Below are 22,959 nucleotides of genomic sequence, written 5' to 3'. Positions count from 1 at the left end.
GTCATCCGGCCCATCCACGCCGTCGATCCCCGCCGCTAGGGTGTCTTCCGGCGCGCGGAGTCGCGGGCCCGCACCGAGGAGGATCCACATGGCATGGCTGGTCACCGGGGGAGCCGGATACATCGGGGCGCACGTGGTGCGCGCGTTCTCGGAGCAGGGCATCGACCCCGTCGTCCTCGACGACCTCTCCTCGGGGCACGCGTCGTTCGTGCCCGAGGGCGTCCCGTTCCACCAGGGCTCGATCCTCGACGAGGCCCTGCTCGACCGCGTGCTCGCCGAGCACGACATCGAGGGCGTCGTCCACGTCGCCGGGTTCAAGTACGCCGGAGTCTCGGTGCAGCGCCCCCTGCACACGTACGAGCAGAACGTCACCGGCACCATGCGCGTGCTGGCGGCGATGGAGCGCGCCGGGGTCTCCTCGATCGTCTTCTCCTCGAGCGCTGCCGTCTACGGCGCGGTCGACGTCGAGATCGTCACCGAGGACACCCCCAAGAGCCCGGAGTCGCCCTACGGCGAGTCGAAGCTGATCGGCGAGTGGCTGCTCGCGGACGCGGGGCGGGCGCACGGCGTCCGGCACGCCTCCCTGCGCTACTTCAACGTCGTCGGGTCCGGCTACCCGGACGTCTACGACACCAGCCCCCACAACCTCTTCCCCCTCGTCTTCGAGGCTCTGCTGGACGGCCGCACGCCCCGGATCAACGGCGACGACTACCCGACGCCGGACGGCACCTGCGTCCGCGACTACATCCACGTCGCCGACCTGGCGCTCGCGCACGTCGCCGCGGCGCGCCGCCTGGCCGCCGGCGAGCCGATCGACCCGGTCTACAACCTGGGCAGCGGATCCGGGGCCTCCGTCGGGGAGATCATGCGCGCGATCGCCGACAGCACCGGCATCGCCTTCACGCCCGAGGTCGCCCCGCGGCGGCCGGGCGATCCGCCCCGCATCGTCGCCTCCGGCGAGACGGCGGCCCGCGACCTGGGCTGGGAGATGCGGCACACGGTCGCCGAGATGGTGGAGAGCGCCTGGCGCGCACGGAGCGCCGCGACCGCCTGATCGGATCTCACGTTCGCGACACGCCGGTGTGTCGTGAACCCTCCACGGCGGGTTGAGGGTTTATGGTCCGCGACTTGACCTGAGCGAATGACACCGCTGTAATTACCTAGGCAGCGGCTCCGGGAGGAGCGGCCGCCGATCATCGGTTCGCAGGCGGGGTAGGAGACGGCATGACGCTTCCGGAACAGCACTCCGGAGTCCCCGAGGACTGGTTCGTCGATCCGGTCCGTCTGGGCGTGCCCGGGGTCCGACCCGGTATCGACACCGCGACCGAGGCGCCGGGGGGCGCGCTCTCCTGGCAGGTCGACTCGTTGTGCGCGCAGACCGATCCCGAGGCCTTCTTCCCCGAGAAGGGCGGCTCGACCCGCGACGCCAAGAAGATCTGCACCTCGTGCGAGGTCCGGGCCCAGTGCCTCGAGTACGCGCTCGAGAACGACGAGCGGTTCGGCATCTGGGGCGGCCTCTCCGAGCGCGAGCGCCGGAAGCTGCGCCGCCGGGCCTAGTCCCCTCCTCGCCGCGACCCGACCGACGGGGCGGCGAGCCGCAGGCGGACGGCGCGGCGGCATCGCTTAGGGTGGTCCGCGATGTATCCACGAGTCACCGCCGTCCTCGTCGCGCGCAACGGCGCGGCCTATCTGGAACGAACCCTGGCGGCCCTGCGGGCGCAGACCCGTCAGCCCGACGCGACGGTGTTCGTCGACGGAGGCTCGAAGGACACGACCGACGAGCTCCTCGCGTCCTGGGGTCCGACGCAGCTCGTGCAGGTCGCCGAGCACCTCCCCTTCGGCCAGGCCGTGGCCCGCGCTGTCCGCGTGATGCAGCCGCCGGCCGGAGAGGACGAGTGGCTGTGGCTGCTCGCGCAGGACTCCGCCCCCGAGCCCGGCGCCCTCGCGGCGCTGCTGGGAGCCGTCGAGGTCGCCCCCTCCGTCGCGGTCGCCGGCCCCAAGATCATGGACTGGACGCGCTCCGGCTACATCCGCAGCTACGGCGAGTCGATCACCAAGCACGGCACGACCGTTCACCTCGTCGAGGACGAGCTCGACCAGGGCCAGCACGACTCCACGCCCGACGTCCTGGCCGTCGCCGCCGGCGGCATGCTCGTGCGCCACTCCCTCTGGGAGGAGCTCGGCGGCTTCGACCCCGGCCTGCCGGTCGTCGACGACGCGCTCGACTTCTCGATCCGCACCCGGCTCGCCGGGCACAGGGTCAGCCGCGTGCCGGACGCCCGCGTCACCACCGCCCGCATCGGGCTGCAGCGCCCCGACGGCCGCCGCATCGACAGCGGGGAGCGGCGCCGCGCACGCCAGCACCGCACCGCGCAGCTGCACCGCCGGCTCGCCTACGCGCCCGTCGCGCTCCTCCTCCTGCACTGGCTCTCGCTCGTCCCGCTGGCGATCGGCCGCGCGGTCGTGCGACTGCTGCGCAAGCAGCCCGGGCTGGTCGGAGGGGAGCTGCTGGCGGCCCTCGTCGTCGCCTTCGGGGGGACGAAGGTGCTGCGGGCCCGCACCGTTCTCCGCTCGTCGAAGAACGTGGGCTGGAAGGCGATCGCGCCGCTCCGCATCCCGCTGGACGTGGTGCGGCAGCTGCGCTCGGTGCGCCACGACGCCGTGCGCGTGCAGGCCGGGCGGGACCGCCATCCGCTGCACTTCTTCCAGGGCGGGGGAGTGTGGGTCGTCCTCATCGCCGCGCTCGCCGGCCTGGTGCTCTACACGCCGCTCCTCGCTGCTCCCGCGCTCAGCGGCGGCGGTCTGCTGACGCTCTCGCCGACCGTCGGCGAGCTCTGGCGCAACGCGGCCTACGGCTGGCGCGACCTCGGCTCAGGGTTCATCGGCGCGGCGGACCCGTTCGCCGCCGTCCTCGCCGTGCTCGGCTCGCTGACCTTCTGGTCGCCCAGCTACTCGATGGTGCTGCTCTACCTCGTCGCGCTCCCCGCTTCCGCCCTCGGCGCCTGGCTGATGATCGCGCGGCTCACCCCGCGCGCGACCGCCCGCGCCGCCGGAGCCCTCGTCTACATCCTCGCTCCCGCCTTCTTTGCCGCGCAGGCCGACGGGCGCCCCGCCCCGCTGCTGGTGCACGTGCTGCTTCCCTGGCTCTTCTTCGCCGGGTTCGGCGCGTACCGCTCCTGGTCCGCCTCCGCGAGCGCCTCGATCCTGGCTGCGGCCGTCGTGGCGTGCGCGCCGGTGCTGGCCGTGCCGCTCCTGGTGATCTGGCTCGTCGTCGTCGCCACCTCGGGGCGGCGGATCGGCCGCTTCCTCGGCCTGCCGATCCCCGCGGCCGTCCTCCTCTTCCCGCTGGTGGTCGCCCGCGCACCGCGGGGCGACTGGCTCGGCGTCCTCGCAGATCCGGGCGTCCCGCTGCCCTCCGCGCAGTCGGACCTCGTCGCGCTGCTCGCCGGCTTCCCGGCCGGTCTGCCCGACGGATGGCTCGCGTTCCTCGGCGGTCTGGGGATCGGCGCCTCCGCCGCCCCGCTGGTCACGGCCGTGCTCGTCGTGCCGCTGATCGTCGCGGCGCTGGCCGCCCTCCTCCTCCCGAACAACCTCTCGGCCCTCGGCGGAGTCGGCGTGGCGGCGGCGGGTCTCGTGACCGCCTCGCTCGCCCAGGGCGTGCAGGTCGCGACCACCGGCTCCGAGGCGGTCTCCGTCTGGAGCGGTACCGGTCTCAGCCTCTACTGGCTCGGCCTGGTGATCGGCGCGTCGCTCTCGCTCGCCGCCGTGCGCTCCGTGCGCGTGGTGCCGGCGCTCGTCGTCACGGCCGCGGCAGCAGCACTGGTCGGTCCGCTCGCGGTGGCCTTCCCGTCCGGCGCCGGCACGTCCGTGTCGACCACGTCGGACCGCTCGCTCCCCGCCTACGTGGCGGCCGAGGCCCGGAACGACCCGCGGGTGGGCACGATCGTGCTCGTCCCGCAGGTGGACGGCGGCGTCCTCGCCCGGCTGGAGCGCGGAGCGGGCGCGACCCTCGACCAGCAGTCGACCCTCGCGAACACCGGCGCCGAGAGCACGGACGCGATCGACGAGCTGGCGGGCAACCTCGTCTCGCGGACGGGCTACGACGTCCCCTCCGCGCTCGAGAGCCTCGGCGTGCGCTTCGTCGTGCTGACCGAGCCGGCCGGCACCCAGGTCGGCGACGCGGCCGCCGCCGTGCGCGCGCGGGCGGCCGTCTCCCTCGACGGCAACGCGGCGTTCTCGGCCGTCGGCGACACCCGCTACGGGCTCCTCTGGACGGCCGTCGACACGGAGGGGACCCGCACCGAGGCCGCTCCGTCCGGCGTGGTCGGACCCTTCGGGATCGCCTACACGATCGCCCTCCTCCTCGTCTTCGTCGTCGCCCTCCTGCTGGCGGTGCCCACCGGGCTCTCCCTCGAGCGGGGCCGCTCCAGCGGCGCGGTCGCCGGGATCGACGACGAGCCGGGCGAGGCCACCGGCCAGTTCGACGACGGGAACGACGATGTCTGACCCCGCCGACCAGGAGAAGCAGATGCCCGAGTCCTCCGCCCGCCGCTCCCGCGCGGAGCGCCGCGCCGATCGCGCCGCGGCCTCGACGCCCGATCGCGCACCCTCGGCCGCCCGTCGGCGCCGGACGGCCCTGCGCGGTGCGGTGGGCGCGGCCGGAGTCGTGATCGCCGCGGCCGCCGTGGTCGTGCCCCAGCTCCTCCCGTCCCCCCTGGTCTCGAGCGCCGCGGAGGGCGTCGTCGTGACGCCCGTCGCGGCCGACAGCTCGCTGGTCTGCGGCGGCGATCTGATCGACGCCGGAGAGCCGGAGCAGCTGCGCGCCCTCGACGGCGCGGCGACCGCGGTCCGGCCCGAGGGCTCCACCTCGGACCCCACGGTCCTCGACGAGGACGATGTCGCCGCACCGGGCACCGGCATCACCGGTCTGAGCGTGCCCGCGGGCTCCGACCCCGCTCCCGGTGGAGCCACCGTCCAGGCCATCGGCACGGACACCCTCTCCGGACTGTCCGCCCGCGCCTGCGCCGAGCCCTCGGCCGACAGCTGGCTCGTGGCCGGCTCGACCGACGTCGGGCGCACCTCCGTGCTGATCCTGGCGAACCCGAGCGAGGTCGCCTCCACCGTCGACCTCACGCTCTTCTCCGAGACCGGCACCGTCCAGGCCACCGGCGCCACGGGCATCGTCGTTCCGGCCGGAGCGGTCCGCGCGCTCCCGCTCGCGGGGCTCGCCCCCGGAATCGTCCAGCCCGTCGTGCACGTGACCGCACGGGGCGGCGAGGTCGCCGCGAGCATGCAGAGCAGCGCCATCTCCGGCCTCACCCCGGAGGGCGTCGAGACCACCGGCCCCTCCGCCGGCCCGGACACGCTCGCCGTGATCGCCGGCTTCACCGTCACGTCGCCTCCGGCCGAGACCGCGAGCGACGACGGCAGCGGCGGCGCGGGCAGCCCCGTGCTGCGCATCCTCACCCCCGGCGACGCCGACAGCACGGTCTCGGTCGAGGTCACCAACGAGGACCCGAGCGGGTCGGGCGCCTTCACCCAGGTCGTCGTCCCCGCCGGCCTCGTCGGCGAGGTCCCGCTCACGGGCCTGGCGGACGGCTCCTACCGCATCGTCCTGCGGGCCGATCAGCCGATCGTCGCGGCGGGGCGGACGACCTCGACCGGCTCGGCCGGCACGGACTTCGCCTGGTTCGCCTCCGGCACCGCGACCACGACGCCCTTCGGCGTCGCCGGCACGGGCGAGGGCGACGCGCGGCTGCACTTGGTCAACGGCAGCGACTCGACCGCCTCGGTCGAGATCGAGGCGCCGGGCGGCACCCGCACGCTCGAGCTCGGCCCGTTCGCGGCTCTCGCGACCCCGCTGGACGGCGACGGCGCGGTCGTCAGCAGCACCCAGCCGGTGCAGGCCTCGGTCTCGATCGCGCGCGACGGGCGGATCGCCTCGTACACGATCGTCCCGCCGGGACCGCTCTCCTCGCCGATCACGGTCTACTCGCACTGAGACGCGGGGCGGCGGCGCCTCGGCGGTCCCGGCGCCTCAGAGTTGCCGGCGCCTCAGAGCTGCCGGCGCCTCAGGGGTGCCGGTAGCGGTCCGGGGAGATGTCCCACGGGTCGCGGCCGAGCAGCTCCGCGACGGCGCGGAACACGTAGCTCTCGATCAGCATGCGCTGGTGCCACTCGTCGCGGCGGTGCAGCTTCGCCAGGCGCTCGATCGGCACGCGGTAGAGCGTGATGCGGCGCGCGGCGTGGTCGACGCGCCACCGCGCGATGCCCGTGCCCTGCAGCCGGTCGGGGTCGACGTCGGGAGTCGCCGCGACGTCGACGCGGATGCCGGCGAGCTCCTCCGGCCAGGTGCCGCGCAGGTAGTCGAAGGCCGAGCCGATCGTCGCCTCGAAGAAGTCGGAGCGGGTCTGCAGCAGGGGGAGGTGCGGACCGGTGATCGGCCCTCGTGCGCCGCGGCCGTGCCGGTCGCGGGAGCCTCCGCGCGACCCGCTCGTCGGGCGAGCGGCGGAACGACGAGCACGGGGCATGGCTCCAGCCTATTGCTACTGTGGGCGGCGATGACCGGACGGCACTGCTCGCGGACGGGCTGCCGTGCGCAGGCCGTCGTCACGCTGACCTACGACTACCGCGACTCGCTGGTGGCGGTCGGGCCGCTGAGTCCTGCGCCGGATCCGCACGGCTACGACCTCTGCGCCGAGCACGACCGGCGGCTCCTCGTCCCGCGCGGCTGGGAGACCGTCCGCTACGGCGCGGGGCCCGCCTAGGCCGCTGCCGCGCGCGTCAGGGCCGCTCGGGGAAGCCGCGCGGCGTGCTCGAGAGCACGGGGGCCAGCCGCTCGAGGCGCTGGTCGGACAGGAGCAGGGCGCGCTCCTCCCGCGCCCGGCGGAGTGCGGCCACGGCGAGGAGGAAGTCCTCCGCGGGCGCGGCGGGCAGCGGGGAGACGTGGACCGCGGTCTCGTCGGCCAGCGCGGCGGCGAGCTGCGAGCGCGACGGCTCCGTCATGCCGTGGCGCTGACGGAGGAACTGCGCCAGTCGGCGCGCCAGGGCGTCGGGGAGGCGCGCGGTGTCCGCCGTGACGGCCCAGCCCCGCAGCGGCTCCGGGATCTCGACGACCAGCGGCTCCGCGCGGGGAACGCGCTCGAGCTGGCTGTGCGTGCCCGCGAGGACGTCGCCGAGACGGCGCGATCGGCGCGAGAGGAGGCCGACGACCGCGGCGAGCCCGCCGAAGGTCATCAGGATCTCGAGGACGCCGGTGAGGCCGCGCACGAGGGCGTGCCGGAAGCCGATGGAACCGCCGTCGTCGCGGACGACGCGAGCGCCGACGGTGAGCTTCCCGAGCGAGCGGCCGCGACTGGCCGTCTCGACGGTGACCGGCACGATCACCACGGCGATGACGAGGGCCGCGATCGCCACGGCGGCCGAGGCGGCGGGGTCCAGGCCGCCGTCCCCGGAGAGGGAGGAGACCAGCAGGAATAGGCCCAGCGCGAGCAGGAGCTCCGCGATCAGGTCGATGATCGCGCCGACCGCGCGGAGCACGAAGGAGGTGACGGGCACCTCGAGCGCGATCGCCTCGCCGGTGATCAGGTCGGCGTCGTCGAACTCGGTGCGCTGCTCCTCCACGGTGCTCCTCCCGGATGCTCGGCCTCGGCGGCGTGCCTGGCTATCCTGTCAGGAGATGGACATCGACGCTCTCTCGGCCGCCCGCACTGCGCAGTGGACCCGCCTCGACGAGCTCTCGCGCAGGCGCCGCCTGACCGGAGCCGAGGCGGACGAGCTGATCGAGCGCTACCAGGCGGCATCCGCGGACCTCGCCACGATCTCCTCCACCGCCGGATCGACGGCCGTCGGCACGCGGCTCGCCGTCTCGCTCTCGCGGGCTCGGGGACGCCTGACCGGCACGCGAGACGAGCCGCTCGCCGCGGTCTCCCGCTTCGTCGTCCTCTCGCTCCCGGCCGCTCTGCACCGGCTGCGCTGGCTGACGCTCGCCGTCGCCCTCGCGACCGCGGTGGTGGCGACGCTCTACGCGCTCTGGATCCTCGGCGACCCGCGCCTGCTCGCCGCGCTGGGCGACGACGAGGAGCTGCGGCGCTTCGCCCGAGGCGACTTCATCGACTACTACTCCGAGAACCCCGCCGCCTCGTTCGCCGGGCAGGTCTGGACCAACAACGCCTGGATCGCGGCGCAGTGCGTGGCCTTCGGGATCGTCGGCGTCTACGTGCCGTACATCCTGCTGCAGAACGCGCAGAACCTCGGCACGTCGATCGCGGTGATGTTCCATGTGGGGGAGGGCGACACGTTCTTCCTCTACATCGCGCCGCACGGCCAGCTCGAGCTGACGGCCGTGTTCGTCGCCGCGGCCGCGGGCCTGCGGATCTTCTGGGCCTGGATCGCTCCCGGCGCGCGCACCCGCGGCCAGGCGCTCGCCGAGGACGCGCGGAGCCTGTTCACGGTGGCGATCGGCCTGGTCTTCGTGCTGCTCGTCTCGGGCGTGATCGAGGGGTTCGTCACTCCGGCGCCCTGGCCCTGGTGGCTCAAGATCGGGATCGGGGCGCTCGCCCTCGGCGCGTTCCTCTTCTACATGATCGTCGTCGGCGGGCGCGCGGTGCGGGCGGGGGAGACGGGCGACCTCGACCGGTTCGAGGCGGGGTCGCGGAGCATCGCGGCCGGCTGAGCCGAGCCGGACGAGCACGGCCGTCGAGTCGCGCTCCCGGGAGCGGCGACGGCCCCTCTCGCAGGTCAGAGCCGTCCGGCCGCCTTGAGGGCGAGATAGCGGTCCGCGAGCGCCGGCGGGAGAGCGGAGGGGCTGCCGAGCACGACGTCCCCGCCGAGACGGCGGACGGCGGCCGAGAGCCGGTCGACGTCCGCGAGCGAGCGCTCCGCGGCGGCGGCGGAGTAGACCGCGGCCCGGTCGCTCCGGTCCTCCGCCATCCGCTGCAGCTCGGGGTCGAGCGCGCAGGCGACCACGACCGTGTGCACGCGGGTGAGCTGCGGGAGCACCGCGAGGAGCCCCTCCGCCGAGCCGACCGAGTCGAGCGCGGTGAGGAGCACCACCAGCGAGCGCTGGGAGACCAGGGTGCGCACCTGCGCGGGGACCGCCGCCCAGTCGGTCTCGATGAGCTGGGGCTGCACGGGGGCGAGGGCGTCCACGACGCGGGTCAGCACCTCCGTGCCGGTGGCGCCGTGCACGCGGGCTCGCCGGGTGCGGTCGAACGCGAGCACGTCGACCCGGTCGCCGGCCGAGGCCGCGAGGGCCGCCAGGAGGAGCGACGCCTCGATCGCCGTGTCCAGGCGCGTCTCGTCCTCGATCCGTGCGGCGGACGTGCGGCCCGTGTCGAGCACGACGATCACGCGCCGGTCGCGCTCCGGGCGCCAGGTGCGGACGACCGGCTCCCGGCGCCGCGCGGTCGCCCGCCAGTCGAGCGAGCGGACGTCGTCGCCGCGGACGTACTCGCGCAGGCTGTCGAACTCCGTTCCCTGCCCGCGGATCATCACGCTGGTCCGCCCCTCCAGCTCGCGCAGCCGCGCCAGGCGCGAGGGCAGGTGGCGACGGGAGCGGAAGGCGGGCAGCACCCGGACGACGGCCGGCGCGGCCCGCGTCGCCTGGCGGCCGGCCAGCCCGAGCGGCCCGCGGGAGCGGATGGTGACGTGGAGTGCCCGGCGCTCGCCGCGGCGGAGCGGCTCCAGGACCGTGGTCACCGCGCGGCGCTCGCCCGGCGGCAGACGCAGGGGCGACCGGGTCTCGAGGGCACCGGCCGAGGGCTCCCAGGCGTCGCGGAGGACCCCCGTGATCCTCCTGCGGCCGGTGCTCGTGACCAGGAGGGTCGCCTCGGCCCTCTCGCCGAGCCGCACCCGGTCCGGCACCCGCCGCTCGAGCACCACGGCCCGGGGCGAGCCCGCGACCGCGACGTCGATCCCGACGAGGACCGCCCAGGCCAGGAGCCAGAGGCCGAGCACGGCGAAGGCGACCTCGGGGCGGCCGCCCAGGAGGACGACCGGCACCAGGCCGACGAGGAGGACGAGGACGCTGCGTCCGGTGAGGTGCACGGCTCAGACCGGGACGCGGACCTGCTGCAGGATCCCGCCCAGGACGGCCTCGGTGCGGACGCCCTCGAGCTCCGCCTCCGGCTCCAGCTGGATGCGGTGGCGCAGCACGGGCAGGACCATCGCCTGCACGTGGTCGGGGGTGATCGAGCCGTAGCCGTTGAGCCAGGCCCAGGCGCGGGACGCCGCGAGCAGGGCGGTCGAGCCGCGGGGGCTGGTGCCGAGCTTGACGCTCGGGCTCTCGCGGGTGGCGCGGGCGAGGTCGACGATGTAGCCGAGGACGTCGGGACCGGCTCCGACTCGCCGGGCCGAGGCCTGGGCGGCGCGCAGACGGGCGGCGTCGAGCACGGGTCGCACGCCCGCGGCGTCGAGGTCGCGCGGGTCGAAGCCCGCGGCGTGGCGCGAGAGCACCTCCACCTCGACGTCGCGCGGCGGGATGTCGAGCACGAGCTTGAGCAGGAACCGGTCCAGCTGGGCCTCCGGGAGCACGTAGGTCCCCTCGTACTCGACCGGGTTCTGGGTGGCGGCGACGAGGAACGGGTCCGGCAGAGGCAGGGTGCGCCCGTCGACGCTGACCTGGCGCTCCTCCATCGCCTCGAGGAGCGCGGCCTGGGTCTTCGGCGGCGTGCGGTTGATCTCGTCCGCCAGCAGGAGGTTCGTGAAGACCGGGCCCTCGCGGAAGGCGAAGCCGGAGGTGGAGGCGTCGTAGACGAGGGAGCCGGTGATGTCGCCGGGCATCAGGTCCGGCGTGAACTGCACCCGGCGGGTGTCGAGGCCGAGCGAGACGGACAGGGCGCGCACGAGCAGCGTCTTCGCGACTCCGGGGACGCCCTCGAGCAGGACGTGGCCGCCCGCGAGGAGGGCGATCAGGAGCCCGGAGACGGCGCCGTCCTGGCCGACGACCGCGCGGCCGACCTCGGAGCGGACCCGGTCGAGCTCGGCGCGCAGGTCGTCGTCGGAGACCGGCGCTCCGTCGCGGGCGGAGGGGGTGGTGTCGCTCATCGGGAGGGGCCTTCCGGTCGTCGGGCGGTCGTCGGGGAGAGGGCGGCGCGGAGCGCGCTCTCGAAGCGGAGGAGTTCGTCGGAGGCGGCGACGAGGGCGGCGTCGTCGCCCGGCAGGTCGTCGACGAGCAGACGGCGCAGCGCGGCCTGATCGCGGCCGAGGCGCTCGGCGGCGACGGCGACGATCTCGTCGACCCCGGTCGCCGGAGCGAGTCCCAGGAGCGCGGCCGTCCGCCGGAGGGTGCCGATGCGCAGTGCGTCGAGGGCGCGGGGCCGCAGGGCTCCGCGCGCGTAGAGCCGCGCGCGGCCGCGGGCCGTCTCGCTCGCATGCACGACGACCGGCAGCGGCTCGACCGCGAGCGGGCCGAGCCGGCGGCCGCGCCAGACGGCGGAGGCGACGAACACGGCCACCAGCAGCAGGAGAGCCGGAGTCACCCAGCCGGGGGCGAGGTCGGCGGGTGCAGGGGTGGTGCTCGCCGAGTCGGCGGCTCCGGCGCGGTACCAGACCAGCCGGTCCTCACCGCCGAGCAGTCCGAGTGCGAGAGCGGCGCGGCCGTCCTGGCCGATGGTGCCGTTGCGGAGGAGGTCGGCGTCGCCGATCGCGGTGACGTCGGCGCCCTGCGGGAACACGGTGCTCACGAGCAGGAAGCCGTCGTCGCCCGAGGGGAAGCAGCCGACCGCGTCGCCGTCGTCGAGGATCCGGTACGTGCTCCCACCGGCGGGGAGCGTCCCGGCGCGCTCGGCCGCCGGGAGCGGGCACTCGGCGCGGAAGGGGCCGTCGCCGGCCGGGGAGCCGGCGAAGCGGACGTCCGGCAGCAGGGCGTCGAGCGCGGCTCCTCCCGGGGTCACCAGGACGAGCGAGGCCGAGGCGCGGGCGAGCCGGCGGTACTGGGCCTCGTCGAGGGCCACGTCCGGGTCGTCGACGAGCAGTGTCGCGTCCGGGGAGGAGGCGGCGAGAGCGGAGTCCAGGTCGTCGGCGCGGACGACCTCGACGCCCTGATCGCGCAGCACCTGGGCGAGCGCACGGGCGCCGTCCGGGGTCGCGCTGTCGACGTCGAGGTCCGGGGCGGCCACCCGGGTCCCGGTCGCGACGGTGAGCAGCAGAGTGCCGACCGCGACGATCACGAGCAGGAGCACCCACACCCGTCCGCGGCGCAGCAGCGCGCCGAGGGTCGGGCTGGAGACCGTGTCGGCGCTCACCGGGGCGCCGCCAGGGCGTCCAGGACCGGCGAGGCCGCGGCGAGCTCGCGGTCCAGAGCCGCGACCCGCTCGTACTCGGCCGGGCCGCAGGGCTGCCCGAGGTAGCGCACGCGGTCGAAGTCGTCGGCCGTGCGGCGCAGCGCGGCGGCGGAGGAGGGGAAGGCCGCGGAGGCGCGCGACGCCAGGCCGAGCGCGGTCGTGCCGGGCGAGACCCGCAGGACGGTCCGCTCGTCGAGGGAGCGCACCAGGGCGCGGAAGCGCTCGACGAGCGCCTCGTCCCAGTCCCCGCGGGCGGCCGCGGCCTCGGCGAGCGAGCGGAGGGTCGCGGCCGAGCGGGTGTCGTCGTCGGCGAGCACCGCTCCCGTGACGGTGCTGCGGCGACCGGCGCGGGGCCGTCCGGCGATGACGAGCGCGGCGACCACGAGCGCCACCAGCACCAGCACGCCGATCACGGCGGCGATCGGCACCGGCGGGCCGTCGCCCTGCAGCGTGAGGGAGGCGAACCAGTCGCGCACCGCCTGCACCACCCGGTCGAAGAGGGTCGGCTCGGCCGCCCGGTAGCGCGGGTCGGCGAGCTCCTCGAGGAGGAGTCGGCGCGCCTGCGCCGCGTCGGGCTCGAGAGGGGCCGCGGCGAGGATCACGGGCGCTCCGGCACGGGGAAGGGATCGGGGGAGGGGCGGCCCGCCGCGCGCTCCTCGACGTGGCGCATCAGCACCAGGTCGAAGCCCTCGCGGCGCATCCGTCGGTCGAGGTAGACCAGGCCCGTCACGGCCGACTGGAGCACGGTGCCGACGGCGCCGATCACGAAGCCCACGGCGACGGAGGCGATCGTCACCACGAGCGAGGTGACGAGCTGCGCGTCCGGGTCGGTCGGGGCGATCAGGGCGCCGGCGATCGGGATGAGCAGGCTGAACGGCGTGGCCACGATCTGGCCGGCGACCTGGATGATCACGGTCATCAGCGCGAGCGCGCCGAAGGTGCGCCAGAAGCCGCCCGCCACCAGCCGCCACGAGCGCACCACCGCACGGCGCAGCGGCAGCCGCTCGACGACGATCAGGCTCGGCACCAGGGCGAGCTTCGTCGACAGCCAGACCCCCAGCGCGAGGGCGACCAGGCCGGAGCCGACGAGCACCAGGATCCCGCCGACGATCGCGCTCGACGTCCCGTCCATCGCTCCGATGACGAACAGCGGCACGGCGAGCGCCACGGCGAGGAGCACCAGGAGGAGGTAGCCGACGCCCTGGAGGACCGTCCAGCCGATCAGCGCCCAGAAGCGGCCCCGCAGCCGGGCGAGCAGCTGTCGGAAGGTCGCCCGCTCGCCGAGGACGCCGCGGGTGACCTCGAGCACGACCACGCCCTGCACGAGGGCGCCGCTGGCGAGCGAGACGGCGAGGGGGATGAGGGCGGCCAGGACCACGACCGCGAGGGAGCCTGCGCCGACGGCGTCGCGGTCGGCGGACTCCGCCTGCGCGATGCGCCCGACGGCGAGCACCGCGATCAGGCCGTAGACCGCCAGGGCGAGCACCGACCCGAGGCCCTGCACCAGCAGGGCGACGCCCAGGGTCGTGCGGGGGCTGCGGCGGAGGACCTGGAACGGGGCGCCGAGCAGGGTGCCGAAGCCGAGCGGGCGCAGCGGCACGAGACCGGGCTTGGGCGGGGGAGTCCAGCCGGGCGCTGGGCGTCCGGGCGACCAGGGGCCGGCGCCGGCGGGCGACCAGGAGCCCCCGGCGGGACCGGGTGGTACGGGGCCTGCGCTCGGCGGCGCGGGCGACCAGGCCGGGGCGACGGGAGCGGGCAGCGGCCTGCGCCGGTCGCCGTCCTGCGCCGGGACGGCCGCGTCGTCCGGACGCCCTGCGGGCGGGGGCCACTGAGCTGCGTCGGTCATCCCCTCCATGCTGTCACAGGCGTGCGGGCGGGGTCCTCCCCCGAGCGGACCCCCTTCGCCCGCAGAGCCCGCTCCCCGCCCACGGAGAGGTGCGTCGGTTAGCCTGGGTCGGGTCACCGTGCGCGCCGTGGGCGGGCGCGACCCGAGACGAGGAAGAGCAGACCGATGAGCGCGCGCATTCTGGTGGTCGACGACGACGCCGCCCTGGCCGAGATGATCGGCATCGTCCTGCGCGCCGACGGGTACGACGTCTCCTTCTGCGCGGACGGCTCAGGCGCCCTCGAGGCCTTCCGGCGGGCCCGGCCGGACCTGGTCCTGCTCGACCTGATGCTGCCCGGGATCGACGGGATCGAGGTGTGCCGCGCGATCCGCGCCGAGTCCGGCGTCCCCGTCATCATGCTGACGGCCAAGTCCGACACCTCCGACGTCGTGCAGGGCCTCGAGTCCGGCGCCGACGACTACATGGTCAAGCCGTTCGACCCCAAGGAGCTCGTCGCGCGCATCAGGACGCGCCTGCGTCCCGCCACCGCCGCCGCGAACGCGGTGCTGCAGGTCGGGGACCTGAGCCTCGACGTCGCCGGCCACGAGGTCCGCCGCGGCGAGACGCGCATCGGCCTGACCCCGCTCGAGTTCGACCTCCTCCTCGCCCTCGCCTCCAAGCCCCAGCAGGTCTTCACCCGCGAGATGCTGCTCGAGCAGGTCTGGGGCTACCACTACAAGGCCGACACCCGCCTCGTGAACGTGCACGTCCAGCGCCTGCGCGCCAAGGTCGAGAAGGACCCGGACGACCCCCGCATCGTGATGACCGTGCGCGGCGTCGGCTACCGCGCCGGCGCCGTCCTCCCGGGCTGACCGTGCCCCGCCTCGCCGCTCCCGACGTGCGCCGGTGGCCCCGCCGCGTGCTCGGGGTGTGGCGCACGTCGCTGCAGTTCCGCGCGGTCGCGATCACGGTCCTGCTCAGCGGCATCGCCATCGGCTCGACCGGCGTCTACCTCTCGTACAGCATCAGCGACAACCTGTTCCAGTCACGGCTGACGCAGGTCACGGGCGACACGTCGCGCGCGACCCGGGCCGCGCAGGGATACCTCGACGCCGCCACAGTCTCCACCCGCCAGGACATGGAGGAGGTGATGAGCTCGGTGCGCACCGCCGTCCGGGACGCCTCCTCCTCCGCGCTGATCGCCGTCGTGCGCTCGCCCGACCAGGAGGCGTCCTCGCTGGCGCCTCAGGACATCTACAACCGCGAGCTGCAGAACGGCGTGATCAGCGACGCGCTGCGCGAGCGGGTGCAGGCGGGCTCCGACGGGCAGTACTGGCAGTCGGTGACGCTCGACGCCTCCGGTCAGCAGCAGCCCGGCATCCTCGTCGGCTCGACCCTCGAGCTGCCGAGCTCGGCCGGGCGCTACGAGCTGTACATCGGCTACTCCCTCGCGGACGCGGAGCGCACGCTCCAGTTCGTGCAGCAGGTGCTCAACGTGGCGGGGATCCTGCTCATCCTGCTGATCGGAGCGGTCAGCTGGGTCGTCGTGCGGATCGTCGTCGCCCCGGTCCGGGTCGCGGCCGAGACGAGCCAGCGCCTCGCCGCCGGCGACTTCGACGTGCGGATCCCCGAGCGGGGCCAGGACGTGATCGCGACCCTCGCCCGGTCCTTCAACGGCATGGCCGACAGCCTGCAGGACCGGATCAGCGAGCTCGCGACGCTCAGCCAGGTCCAGCAGCGCTTCGTCTCGGACGTCTCGCACGAGCTCCGGACGCCGCTGACGACGATGAAGCTGGCCGGGGACGTGCTGTACGACCAGCGCGAGGACTTCGCCCCGGTCGCCGAGCGCACGGTCGAGCTGCTGCACAGCCAGATCGACCGCTTCGAGAGCCTCCTCGCCGACCTGCTCGAGATCTCCCGCCACGACGCGGGATCGGCCGAGCTCGAGCTCGAGCCGGTCAACCTGGTGAAGCTGGCCGGCGACGAGATCGAGGCGATGCGCGGGATCGCGGAGGCGAACGGTTCCCGGCTCACTCTCTCCGCCCCGGGCGGCTACTTCGACGCCGACCTCGATCCGCGCCGCATCCGCCGGATCGTCCGCAACCTGCTGGGCAACGCGATCGAGCACGGCGACGGCCGCGAGGTCGTCGTCACCGTCGACAGCAACGCCAGCGCGGTCGCCCTCGCCGTGCGCGACTACGGGCACGGCATGAGCAGCGAGGAGGTGGTGCGCGTCTTCGACCGCTTCTGGCGCGCCGATCCGTCCCGCCGCCGCACGCTCGGCGGCACCGGCCTCGGCCTCTCCATCGCGCAGGAGGACACCGCCCTGCACCACGGCTGGCTGCAGGTCTGGTCCGTGCCCGATCGCGGCGCCTGCTTCCGCCTGACCGTGCCCCGGCACCGCGGCGAGCGGATCGAGGCCTCGCCGCTCCCGCTGCCCCCGGTCGACGCGGGCGAGCAGGCCTACAGCGGCCCGATCGTCCTCCCTCCGCTGCAGGCTCCTCCGGTCGGGGCCGCGGGGGTGCTCCCGTGAGGCGCGGCGTCCTCCGCGCCGCGGCCGCCGCGCTGCTCGCGCTCGGGCTGGCCGGGTGCGCCGGCATCCCGCGGGACGGCGACGTCGGAGTCGGACGGCCCGACACCGCGCCGCAGGACCTCCAGTACGACTTCCTCCCGTCGGGACCCGCCGTCGGTGCGTCGCAGCGCGACATCCTGACCGGCTTCATCGACGCCGCGTCGAGCCCGCAGAACAACTACAAGATCGCCCGCGAGTTCCTCTCCACCGGAGCCGACTGGACGCCGGGCGAGCACGTGACGGTCGACGAGGGCCAGCGCTCCGCCTCGCCGCAGTCGGGATCCACGCTCTCGCTGACGATCACGCCCGTCGCCGAGGTCGACGCGACCGGCGTCTACACCGACGTCGCCACCACGGCCGGCCTGACCCTCGACTACGGCTTCGTCCAGGAGAACGGCGAATGGCGCATCAGCGCGCCGCCGAGCGGCGTGGTGATCGACCGCACCACCTTCGAGCAGGTCTTCTCGACGCACGCGCTCTACTTCTTCGACCCCGCATACCAGTACCTCGTGCCGGACCTGCGCTGGTTCGCCTCGCGCGCCGACAGCTCCACCAGCACCACGATCGTCACCGAGCTGCTGCGCGGCCCCACGCCGTGGCTGCGGGACTCCGCCGCCGTCGTGTCGGCCTTCCCGACCGGGACGACGCTGGCGGCCGAGACCGTCCCGGTCGAGTCGCAGCGCGCCGTGGTGGACCTGAACCCGGCCGCTCTCGAGGCCGATCCGGCGCAGTGGCGGCTGATGGCCCTGCAGCTGAACCGGAGCCTCGCGAACGTCTCGAACGTCACCGGAGTCGCGCTCTCGGTCGAGCAGAACCCGATCGACGTCCCCTCCGAGGTCACCGGCCTGCCGACCTCGCCCCGCGTCGACACCCGGCCGCTCGTGCTGACCGACGACGCTTTCGGATTCCTCGGCTCCTCCGGGCTGGCCGGCCTCGGGATCTCGGATCGGATCGAGGCGCTGCAGCCGCGGGCCGCGGTCCTCGGCGAGCAGCGCGGGGCCGACTCGGACGCATCGGCCGCCGTGCTCACCGCCGCGGGCGTGAGCCTCGTGGAGCCCGACGGTGCCGACGTCCTCCTCGACGCGCGGTCGGGCCTCGTCGCGCCGACGATCGATCCGCTCGGGTACGTGTGGTCCGTGCCGTCGGCCTCGCCCGGGCAGCTGGTGGCGTACTCCGCGGACGGCTCGCGCTCGATGCAGGTCGCGACGGCCTGGAGCGAGGTCGAGTCGCTCGCCTCGATCGCCGTGTCGCGCGACGGCACCCGGATGCTGGCGCTCGCCCAGGACGGGCAGCAGGCGACGGTGCTGGTGGCCGGCATCACCCGCTCCCGGGACGGCGACCCGGTGGCGGTCGGCGAGCCGGTCGTCCTCCGCTCGACTCTGGGGACCGCGGTCGCCGCGGCCTGGACGGACGAGCTCGACGTGGTGTCGGTCGTCCGCAGCTCGACGGGAGAGGACGCCGTCACGATGAACCTGCTCGGCGGAGGCGCCACGGCGCTCGGCACGACGACGGGCACGGTCCAGATCGCCGCGGGCAACACCTCGACCCAGATCCGCATCCTCGCCGAGGGCGGGGAGCTCCGGCAGCAGCGGGGCTCGGCCTGGCAGACGACCGCGACGGACATCCGGCTGCTCGCGGCGCAGACCGGCATGGGGTCCTGACCGGTCCTGTCGGCGGCGACGAGCCCTTCCGACGGCGGCGCGCTCCGGATGCTCCTCCCCAGGCGCGTCGGGCGGGCGGATCGTCCCGATCCGACGGATCCACCCCCCGCGCCGCGGCCCGGACGGCGAACGTGGAGGCATGCTCTCCGATCACCTGCTCGACGCCCTCGCCGTCCTCCTCCCGCTGGAGTGCCCCGCCTGCGGAGAGCCGACGAGCCGGGCGCCCTGTCCGGACTGCTCGGCCGACGCGGCCGCCTCGGCCTGCCTGCTGACCCGCGTCGTCGGGCCGCCGGACGATCCGCTCCTCGTCGTCACCGGTGCCCCGTACGAGGGCACGGTGCGCCGCCTCGTCGTCGCGCTGAAGGAGGAGGGCCGCACGGCCAGCCTCGCCCCGCTCGGCGCGCTGCTGCGTCCCGCTCTCGGCGCGGCGCTCGCCGGCAGCCCCGCGATCCTGGTCGTCCCGCCCGGCTCCTGGCTCGGCCGCGTGCGGCGGGGCGCCGATCCCGTCGCGCAGCTGGTCGCCGCGGCGGGAGGGCGGGCGGCGCGTCCTCTCCGGCGGTCGCGGATGGTCCGCGACCAGGTCGGGCTCGGCCGCGTCGAGCGGCGCGGCAACCTCGACGGGGCGTTCCGCGCCCGCCGCCCGCTCTCGTCGTGGCCGCCGGTGGTCCTCGTCGACGACGTGGTCACCTCCGGCGCGACCCTGCTCGAGCTCCGGCGCGCCGTGCGTGCGGCCGGCGGGACGGTCCGGGCCGCGGCGGCCCTGGCCGGCACCGCGCAACGAGGAGGGAACGTAGCAGCAGAATCCGGACGAACTCCCGGTGACGATCCGGTGGCCGGGGTCTACGGTGGGGGCACGGCGTGAACGGTCCGCCCCGGAGAAAGGCGGCACGCCGTACTCGACTGGGAGGTTGTCATGGACATCGACATCACAGGACGCAACATCGACATCACCGATCGCTTCCGCGCGTACGCGACGGAGAAGTCGGACAAGGTGGCGCACCTCGCCGATCGTGCTCTCGCACTCGAGATCAAGGCGAGCAGGCACGCCGAGGGCAAGGGCTCGGCCGGCGGCGACCGCGTGGAGCTGACGCTGATCGGCAAGGGGCCCGTGGTCCGGGCCGAGGCGAGCGGGGCCGACAAGTACGCGGCGTTCGACGTCGCCATCGGCCGGCTGCTCGAACGGGTGAGACGCGCCAAGGACCGGAAGAAGGTCCATCGGGGCCAGCATCGGCCGACCTCGCTCCGCGACGCGGCCGCCGACGACTTCAGCGTCGTCGCCATCCAGCCGGCCGACGCGGCGGTGCTGGAGCAGCTGAGCACAGGCGTCATCCCCGTGCAGGAGGCGCCGGAGCCGGTGGAGGACGAGGTCGAGGAGCCGTACTGCCCCGTCGTCATCCGCAAGAAGGTCTTCGCCTCCGTCTCGATGACCGTCGACGACGCCGTCGACTACATGGAGCTGGTCGGACACGACTTCTACCTCTTCATCGACTCCGACACGAACCGCCCGAGCGTGGTCTACCGCCGCAAGGGCTGGGACTACGGCGTCATCGGCCTCGGCGACGAGGCCGACGAGCTCGCCGAGCAGGCCGCCGGCTGAGATCCGACCCCGGGCCCCGGAGCATCCGCTCCGGGGCCCTCCCCGTGCCCAGGCAGGGAGTCCGCCCAGGGCGGACGCGTCGCCCCGACCGCTCGCCGCCCGCCCCGGCTAGGCTGGTCGCGGTCCGCGCTCCGGCGCGCGACTCCTGTCTTCTACTTTTTTGGAGTACCCCGTGGCCTCTGTCCTCGAAAAGGTCCTTCGCGTCGGGGAGGGGCGGGTCATCCGCCGCCTCGAGAACTACGCGAAGGCCGTCAACGCCCTCGAAGAGGACTTCACGCACCTCAGCGACGAGGAGCTGAAGAACGAGACCGTCGAGCTGCGCGAGCGCTACTCGAACGGCGAGTCCCTCGACGACCTGCTGCCGGAGGCGTTCGCCGCCGTCCGCGAGGCCTCGCGCCGGACGCTCGGCCTCCGCCACTTCGACGTGCAGCTCATGGGCGGCGCCGCCCTGCACCTGGGCAACATCGCCGAGATGAAGACCGGAGAGGGCAAGACGCTCGTCGCGACCCTTCCGGCCTACCTCAACGCGATCGCCAGCCGCGGCGTGCACATCGTCACGGTCAACGACTTCCTCGCGTCGTACCAGTCCGAGCTGATGGGGCGCGTGTTCCGCGCCCTCGGCATGACGACCGGAGTGATCCTCTCGGGCCAGACCCCGGAGCAGCGCCGCGAGCAGTACTCGGCCGACATCACCTACGGCACGAACAACGAGTTCGGCTTCGACTACCTCCGCGACAACATGGCGTGGCAGGCGCAGGACATGGTCCAGCGCGGCCACTTCTACGCCATCGTCGACGAGGTCGACTCGATCCTCATCGACGAGGCCCGCACCCCGCTGATCATCTCCGGACCGGCCTCGGGCGAGGCGAACCGCTGGTTCGCGGAGTTCGCCAACCTCGCCAAGCGCCTCGACGAGGGCGAGGACTTCGAGGTCGACGAGAAGAAGCGCACCGTCGGCGTCCTCGAGCCCGGCATCGAGAAGGTCGAGGACTACCTCGGCATCGACAACCTCTACGAGTCGGCGAACACCCCGCTGATCTCGTTCCTCAACAACGCCATCAAGGCGCGCGCGCTGTTCAAGAAGGACAAGGACTACGTCGTGCTGAACGGCGAGGTCCTGATCGTCGACGAGCACACCGGCCGCATCCTGGCCGGACGCCGCTACAACGAGGGCATCCACCAGGCCATCGAGGCGAAGGAGGGCGTGCAGGTCAAGGCCGAGAACCAGACCCTGGCCACCGTCACGCTCCAGAACTACTTCCGCCTCTACGCGAAGCTCTCCGGCATGACCGGAACGGCCGAGACCGAGGCCGCCGAGTTCATGTCGACCTACAAGCTCGGCGTCGTGCCGATCCCGACGAACCGCAAGATGCAGCGGATCGACAACGCCGACCTCGTCTACAAGAACGAGCAGGTCAAGTTCGCCCAGGTCGTCGAGGACATCGCGGAGCGCCACGCGGCCGGGCAGCCGGTCCTCGTCGGCACGACCAGCGTCGAGAAGAGCGAGTACCTCTCGCGCCTGCTCGCCAAGAAGGGCGTGCGTCACGAGGTCCTGAACGCCAAGAACCACGCGCGGGAGGCGGCCATCGTCGCCCAGGCCGGCCGCCTCGGCGCCGTCACCGTCGCGACCAACATGGCCGGTCGAGGCACCGACATCATGCTCGGCGGCAACGCCGAGTTCCTCGCGGTCTCCGAGATGACGGCCAAGGGCCTGAACCCCTCCGAGACCCCGGAGGAGTACGAGGCCGCATGGGACGAGGTCTTCGCCGCCGTCAAGGAGAAGGTGGGCGAGGAGGCCGAGAAGGTCCAGGCCGCCGGCGGCCTCTACGTGCTCGGCACCGAGCGCCACGAGTCGCGCCGCATCGACAACCAGCTCCGCGGACGCTCGGGCCGCCAGGGCGACCCGGGGGAGAGCCGCTTCTACCTCTCGCTCACCGACGACCTCATGCGCTTGTTCAACTCCGGCGCCGCCGAGGCGCTCATGGGCCGGGGCAACGTCCCGGACGACATCGCCATCGAGTCGAAGGTCGTCTCGCGCGCCATTCGCAGCGCCCAGTCGCAGGTCGAGGCCCGCAACGCCGAGATCCGCAAGAACGTCCTCAAGTACGACGACGTCCTCAACCGCCAGCGCGAGGCGATCTACTCGGACCGCCGCCACATCCTCGAGGGCGACGACCTGCACGAGCGCACCCAGAAGTTCCTCGTCGACGTGATCGACGAGATCCTCGAGGTGCACACCGGCGACGGCAACGGCGACGACTGGGACTTCGACGCCCTCTGGACCGAGCTGAAGACGCTGTACCCGATCAGCCTCACCATCGACGAGGTGGTGCAGGAGGCGGGCAGCCGCGGCCGCATCAACAAGGAGTTCATGCGCCGCGAGATCCTCTCGGACGCGCAGCTCGCCTACCAGCGCCGCGAGGAGCAGCTGGGCTCTCCCGCCATGCGTGAGCTCGAGCGCCGTGTCGTGCTCTCGGTGATCGACCGCCGCTGGCGCGACCACCTCTACGAGATGGACTACCTCAAGGACGGCATCGGTTTGCGCGCGATGGCCCAGCGCGACCCGCTGGTCGAGTACCAGCGCGAGGGCTTCGCTCTGTTCCAGCAGATGATGGGGCAGATCCGCGAGGAGACCGTCGGCTTCCTCTTCAACCTCGAGGTCGAGGTGACCCAGAAGCAGGGCGAGGTCGCCGGAGTCGCGGCCAAGGGCCTCGCTCAGCCGGTCGCTCCGGCCGAGAAGCTCAGCTACTCGGCCCCGAGCGACACCGGCGGCGTCGAGGTCCGCAACCAGCGCGGACAGGTGCAGCAGGCGGCCACCGCGAAGGCCCGCGCCGAGGAGGCCCGCAAGGCGCTCCCCGAGGGCGAGGCGGAGGATACTCCGACGACCGGCGCCTTCGGCCAGAAGCCGGGCGGCTCGGACGCCCCCGCCAACCGCGAGGAGCGACGCGCGCAGTCCAAGCGCCGCTGAGTCCTCCCCGGACGACGCCCTCGGCCCCGGTCCCGCAGCAGCGGGGTCCGG

The 22,959-nt window shown here is 74.1% G+C and carries 19 protein-coding genes; 12 read left to right on the top strand and 7 right to left on the bottom strand.

The genetic code is table 11. From position 1 onward, the window contains the following. The first annotated feature begins 88 nt into the window (after positions 1-88). The 4 genes from galE (at position 89) to C5C53_RS03260 (ending at position 6,001) form a co-directional block, all read left to right on the top strand. The gene (gene galE / locus C5C53_RS03275) at positions 89-1,054 is read left to right on the top strand and encodes a UDP-glucose 4-epimerase GalE (protein ID WP_104255247.1); all 966 of its coding nucleotides are present in this window, start codon (positions 89-91) and stop codon (positions 1,052-1,054) included. A gap of 170 nt (positions 1,055-1,224) precedes the next feature. Further along, on the top strand, positions 1,225-1,557 hold the full coding sequence (locus tag C5C53_RS03270) for a WhiB family transcriptional regulator (protein ID WP_104224145.1): 333 nt from the start codon (positions 1,225-1,227) through the stop codon (positions 1,555-1,557). A gap of 81 nt (positions 1,558-1,638) precedes the next feature. Beyond that, positions 1,639-4,506 carry a glycosyltransferase family 2 protein gene (locus tag C5C53_RS03265; protein ID WP_104266817.1) on the top strand — a complete coding sequence of 956 codons (2,868 nt, stop codon included), beginning with the start codon at positions 1,639-1,641 and terminating at the stop codon, positions 4,504-4,506. Continuing rightward, on the top strand, positions 4,499-6,001 hold the full coding sequence (locus tag C5C53_RS03260; protein ID WP_146084632.1) for a DUF5719 family protein: 1,503 nt from the start codon (positions 4,499-4,501) through the stop codon (positions 5,999-6,001). Before C5C53_RS03265 ends, C5C53_RS03260 begins: the two co-directional genes overlap by 8 nt. Positions 6,002-6,071: 70 nt before the next feature. Here C5C53_RS03260 and C5C53_RS03255 read toward each other — a convergent pair whose 3' ends face one another. Next, a complete protein-coding gene (locus tag C5C53_RS03255; RefSeq protein ID WP_104224142.1) occupies positions 6,072-6,530 on the bottom strand; it encodes a metallopeptidase family protein in 459 nt (152 codons plus the stop codon). Positions 6,531-6,560: 30 nt separating this feature from the next. On the opposite strand from C5C53_RS03255, the gene C5C53_RS03250 reads away from it, so the two are divergent. Then, entirely contained in the window at positions 6,561-6,767 is a 207-nt protein-coding gene (locus C5C53_RS03250; RefSeq protein WP_104224141.1) for a DUF3499 family protein, read from the top strand. 16 nt (positions 6,768-6,783) lie between these two features. On the opposite strand, the gene C5C53_RS03245 is transcribed toward C5C53_RS03250, so the two are convergent. Beyond that, positions 6,784-7,623 carry an RDD family protein gene (locus C5C53_RS03245; RefSeq protein WP_244230605.1) on the bottom strand — a complete coding sequence of 280 codons (840 nt, stop codon included), beginning with the start codon at positions 7,621-7,623 and terminating at the stop codon, positions 6,784-6,786. A gap of 55 nt (positions 7,624-7,678) precedes the next feature. Between C5C53_RS03245 and C5C53_RS03240 the strand changes: the two genes are divergently transcribed. Further along, positions 7,679-8,674, top strand: a complete 996-nt coding sequence (locus C5C53_RS03240; protein WP_104224139.1) for a stage II sporulation protein M — start codon at positions 7,679-7,681, stop codon at positions 8,672-8,674. Positions 8,675-8,739: 65 nt separating this feature from the next. On the opposite strand, the gene C5C53_RS03235 is transcribed toward C5C53_RS03240, so the two are convergent. Genes C5C53_RS03235 through C5C53_RS03215 form a run of 5 tightly spaced genes read right to left on the bottom strand, consistent with a single transcriptional unit; the run spans position 8,740 to position 14,130 of the window. Next, positions 8,740-10,047 carry a DUF58 domain-containing protein gene (locus tag C5C53_RS03235; RefSeq protein ID WP_104266815.1) on the bottom strand — a complete coding sequence of 436 codons (1,308 nt, stop codon included), beginning with the start codon at positions 10,045-10,047 and terminating at the stop codon, positions 8,740-8,742. Positions 10,048-10,050: 3 nt separating this feature from the next. Then, positions 10,051-11,046: a MoxR family ATPase gene (locus tag C5C53_RS03230; RefSeq protein WP_104224137.1), complete on the bottom strand. Its 996-nt coding sequence runs from the start codon at positions 11,044-11,046 to the stop codon at positions 10,051-10,053. Then, positions 11,043-12,245 carry a DUF4350 domain-containing protein gene (locus C5C53_RS03225; protein ID WP_181127706.1) on the bottom strand — a complete coding sequence of 401 codons (1,203 nt, stop codon included), beginning with the start codon at positions 12,243-12,245 and terminating at the stop codon, positions 11,043-11,045. The genes C5C53_RS03230 and C5C53_RS03225 overlap by 4 nt, the downstream gene beginning before the upstream one ends. After that, positions 12,242-12,886 carry a DUF4129 domain-containing protein gene (locus C5C53_RS03220; protein ID WP_104266813.1) on the bottom strand — a complete coding sequence of 215 codons (645 nt, stop codon included), beginning with the start codon at positions 12,884-12,886 and terminating at the stop codon, positions 12,242-12,244. Before C5C53_RS03220 ends, C5C53_RS03225 begins: the two co-directional genes overlap by 4 nt. After that, positions 12,883-14,130, bottom strand: coding sequence for a hypothetical protein (locus C5C53_RS03215; RefSeq protein ID WP_146084631.1), 1,248 nt, complete (start codon positions 14,128-14,130; stop codon positions 12,883-12,885). The genes C5C53_RS03220 and C5C53_RS03215 overlap by 4 nt, the downstream gene beginning before the upstream one ends. A 165-nt stretch (positions 14,131-14,295) precedes the next feature. Here C5C53_RS03215 and mtrA point away from each other — a divergent pair, with 165 nt between their 5' ends. The 6 genes from mtrA (at position 14,296) to secA (ending at position 22,908) form a co-directional block, all read left to right on the top strand. After that, entirely contained in the window at positions 14,296-14,982 is a 687-nt protein-coding gene (mtrA, locus tag C5C53_RS03210; RefSeq protein ID WP_104224133.1) for an MtrAB system response regulator MtrA, read from the top strand. A 2-nt stretch (positions 14,983-14,984) separates the two neighbouring features. Next, positions 14,985-16,643, top strand: coding sequence for an MtrAB system histidine kinase MtrB (gene mtrB, locus C5C53_RS03205; protein ID WP_244229464.1), 1,659 nt, complete (start codon positions 14,985-14,987; stop codon positions 16,641-16,643). After that, complete coding sequence (locus C5C53_RS17030; RefSeq protein WP_104266811.1) at positions 16,640-18,343, top strand: LpqB family beta-propeller domain-containing protein; 1,704 nt, start codon at positions 16,640-16,642, stop codon at positions 18,341-18,343. Before mtrB ends, C5C53_RS17030 begins: the two co-directional genes overlap by 4 nt. A 139-nt stretch (positions 18,344-18,482) precedes the next feature. Then, positions 18,483-19,205 carry a ComF family protein gene (locus tag C5C53_RS03195; protein ID WP_104255254.1) on the top strand — a complete coding sequence of 241 codons (723 nt, stop codon included), beginning with the start codon at positions 18,483-18,485 and terminating at the stop codon, positions 19,203-19,205. A 51-nt stretch (positions 19,206-19,256) separates the two neighbouring features. Then, the gene (gene hpf, locus C5C53_RS03190; protein ID WP_104224131.1) at positions 19,257-19,940 is read left to right on the top strand and encodes a ribosome hibernation-promoting factor, HPF/YfiA family; all 684 of its coding nucleotides are present in this window, start codon (positions 19,257-19,259) and stop codon (positions 19,938-19,940) included. A gap of 172 nt (positions 19,941-20,112) precedes the next feature. Further along, positions 20,113-22,908 (top strand): preprotein translocase subunit SecA, encoded by a 2,796-nt coding sequence (gene secA, locus C5C53_RS03185; RefSeq protein WP_104266810.1) that lies wholly within the window; start codon positions 20,113-20,115, stop codon positions 22,906-22,908. Positions 22,909-22,959: the final 51 nt, after the last annotated feature.

This window comes from Rathayibacter sp. AY1E3 (genome assembly GCF_002932235.1).
GTDB lineage: Bacteria > Actinomycetota > Actinomycetes > Actinomycetales > Microbacteriaceae > Rathayibacter.
Note: the sequence above shows the minus strand (reverse complement) of the source record. Positions and strands in the feature narration are given on the sequence as shown.

Excerpts from the sequence above, each read along its gene's own strand:
- galE (WP_104255247.1), top strand. The coding sequence starts at position 89 with ATGGCATGGCTGGTCACCGGGGGAGCCGGATACATCGGGGCGCACGTG.
- C5C53_RS03265 (WP_104266817.1), top strand. The coding sequence starts at position 1,639 with ATGTATCCACGAGTCACCGCCGTCCTCGTCGCGCGCAACGGCGCGGCC.
- C5C53_RS03250 (WP_104224141.1), top strand. The coding sequence starts at position 6,561 with ATGACCGGACGGCACTGCTCGCGGACGGGCTGCCGTGCGCAGGCCGTC.
- C5C53_RS03215 (WP_146084631.1), bottom strand. The coding sequence starts at position 14,130 with ATGACCGACGCAGCTCAGTGGCCCCCGCCCGCAGGGCGTCCGGACGAC.
- hpf (WP_104224131.1), top strand. The coding sequence starts at position 19,257 with ATGGACATCGACATCACAGGACGCAACATCGACATCACCGATCGCTTC.
- C5C53_RS03255 (WP_104224142.1), bottom strand. The coding sequence starts at position 6,530 with ATGCCCCGTGCTCGTCGTTCCGCCGCTCGCCCGACGAGCGGGTCGCGC.
- C5C53_RS03230 (WP_104224137.1), bottom strand. The coding sequence starts at position 11,046 with ATGAGCGACACCACCCCCTCCGCCCGCGACGGAGCGCCGGTCTCCGAC.
- C5C53_RS03195 (WP_104255254.1), top strand. The coding sequence starts at position 18,483 with ATGCTCTCCGATCACCTGCTCGACGCCCTCGCCGTCCTCCTCCCGCTG.
- mtrA (WP_104224133.1), top strand. The coding sequence starts at position 14,296 with ATGAGCGCGCGCATTCTGGTGGTCGACGACGACGCCGCCCTGGCCGAG.
- C5C53_RS03270 (WP_104224145.1), top strand. The coding sequence starts at position 1,225 with ATGACGCTTCCGGAACAGCACTCCGGAGTCCCCGAGGACTGGTTCGTC.
- C5C53_RS03240 (WP_104224139.1), top strand. The coding sequence starts at position 7,679 with ATGGACATCGACGCTCTCTCGGCCGCCCGCACTGCGCAGTGGACCCGC.
- C5C53_RS03260 (WP_146084632.1), top strand. The coding sequence starts at position 4,499 with ATGTCTGACCCCGCCGACCAGGAGAAGCAGATGCCCGAGTCCTCCGCC.